This window comes from Polaribacter sp., assembly GCF_965656025.1.
Taxonomy (GTDB): domain Bacteria; phylum Bacteroidota; class Bacteroidia; order Flavobacteriales; family Flavobacteriaceae; genus Polaribacter.
The window spans coordinates 1-1,668 of sequence record NZ_CBFHJT010000139.1; the positions used below are offsets into that span (position 1 = coordinate 1).

Genomic DNA, 1,668 nt, shown 5'->3' on the forward strand with positions numbered 1-1,668 from the left:
AAATTCTTTATGTAATTTAATTTCAAATTCTAATAAATTTACACCCCAATCAAAAGGAATATATCTAATGGTACCTGTGGCAAACTCGTTATTAATTTTTAATATGTTTTCGCTCCATGTTTTATCTACAGTACCACCAATAGCTTCATGTATTTGCAGTAAAATATCTTTTGAACTCTCTGGATTTAATTCTATTTCTATCATTTAAAAACAATTTTCAGTAAAGATATATCATTTTATCTGAATGTATGCCATCATTTTTATTGAAGACTTATACTTTTAAAGTAAATAATTTTAGAGATAAAATAAATTTTAAAGCTTAGGTTATTTATCTAAAAAATAAATAAATAATTATCGATGATTTTTATCATTAGTAATAAAATCTTATTCTAAAAAAAATAAGATAAAAATATGAAAAGAGTTAAAAACCAATGCAATACCACTAAACTTTATTTTGTATTAAAATTAACTTTGTAAAGCAAAAGTAAAACTTATTAGATGTAAAACGTTTTGCATCTTAAAAAAATGAAACGCTAACTATAAATTAAAATTTATGAGTACTTATACAGAAGAAGTAGGAAAAAAATTAAATGCATTGTTAGAAAAAACTTATGATGCAGAAAAAGGATTTAAAAAAGCTGCAGAAAACATAGATAACGAATCTTTAAAAACTTATTTTAATAAAAAAGCAAGTGAAAGATATGCGTTTGGACACGATTTAAAAACCGAGATAAAATCTTACAATCAAGAGATAGACAAAGGTGGAAGTGCAACAGGAAAAGTACACAGAGCATGGATGGATTTAAAAGCACTTTTTTCTTTTGATGATGAAGAATCGATGTTAGAAGAAGCCATTAGAGGAGAAGAAGCTTCTTTAGAAGAATATGATGATATTTTAAAAGAAACAAGCTTACCATCTTCTACCAAAGAACTGTTAGAAAAACATAAAACACAAATAGCAAATGGCTTGTACAATATTAAAACTTTAGAAGAGATTCATTAATATTCGTGTTTTTAAAATAAAAAAAGTGCTAATTTTTAGCACTTTTTTTATTTTATGAAAACCTAACTCTTTGTATTAGAGTTAAAAGACAATTTTATAGCGTTAACAATCTCTTTATATTGACTGTATCTTTAAAATGAAAGAAATAGAAAAAGTCTATTTAAATATTAACTAAAAAACTTTATATTATGTTACGTTGGACAATCACATTTGTAATAATTGCATTAATAGCTGCTGTTTTAGGATTTGGAGGAATTGCAGGAGCAGCTGCAGGTATTGCTAAAATTATATTTTTTATATTTTTAGTGTTATTTGTTTTATCTTTAATAAGAGGTGGAATAAAAAGCTAAAGTATACTTATTGCTATGTAAAAGACAAACTGTTTAATTTTTTAAACAGTTTTTTTATGCAATAAAATTATTTTTTTTGGCATGTGCTATAGCTTCTTTGCTATTATTTACTACCACAAAAAGAGTATCTGTATAGTTTTCTATCAACTTTTTTATTCGATTCATTTTTTTACGATGTAAAACACTACGTAAATAAATAGCTTTAATTCTCTTTGGATATTTTTTTGTGATTTCTATATAAATATCTGCATCATATTCGCCAGCATCACCAATTAAAATAAAAGATAAATTAGGATAGGTTTGTAAGATATTTTC

General features: G+C 24.5%; 3 protein-coding genes and 1 pseudogene. 2 read left to right on the top strand and 2 right to left on the bottom strand.

What is annotated here, in order from left to right; translation table 11 throughout:
* Positions 1 to 204, bottom strand: a pseudogene (locus tag ACTG3S_RS14380) (AraC family transcriptional regulator); the annotation flags it as partial.
* A 349-nt stretch (positions 205 to 553) separates the two neighbouring features.
* On the opposite strand from ACTG3S_RS14380, the gene ACTG3S_RS14385 reads away from it, so the two are divergent.
* Both ACTG3S_RS14385 and ACTG3S_RS14390 read left to right on the top strand, forming a co-directional pair.
* Complete coding sequence (locus ACTG3S_RS14385; protein ID WP_439130023.1) at positions 554 to 1,003, top strand: ferritin-like domain-containing protein; 450 nt, start codon at positions 554 to 556, stop codon at positions 1,001 to 1,003.
* Between the two features lie 188 nt (positions 1,004 to 1,191).
* Complete coding sequence (locus ACTG3S_RS14390; RefSeq protein ID WP_439130024.1) at positions 1,192 to 1,353, top strand: DUF1328 family protein; 162 nt, start codon at positions 1,192 to 1,194, stop codon at positions 1,351 to 1,353.
* Between the two features lie 54 nt (positions 1,354 to 1,407).
* Here the strand turns inward: ACTG3S_RS14390 and ACTG3S_RS14395 are convergent.
* The coding region (locus tag ACTG3S_RS14395; protein WP_439130025.1) for a phosphatase domain-containing protein at positions 1,408 to 1,668 on the bottom strand (261 nt) is incomplete at its 5' end.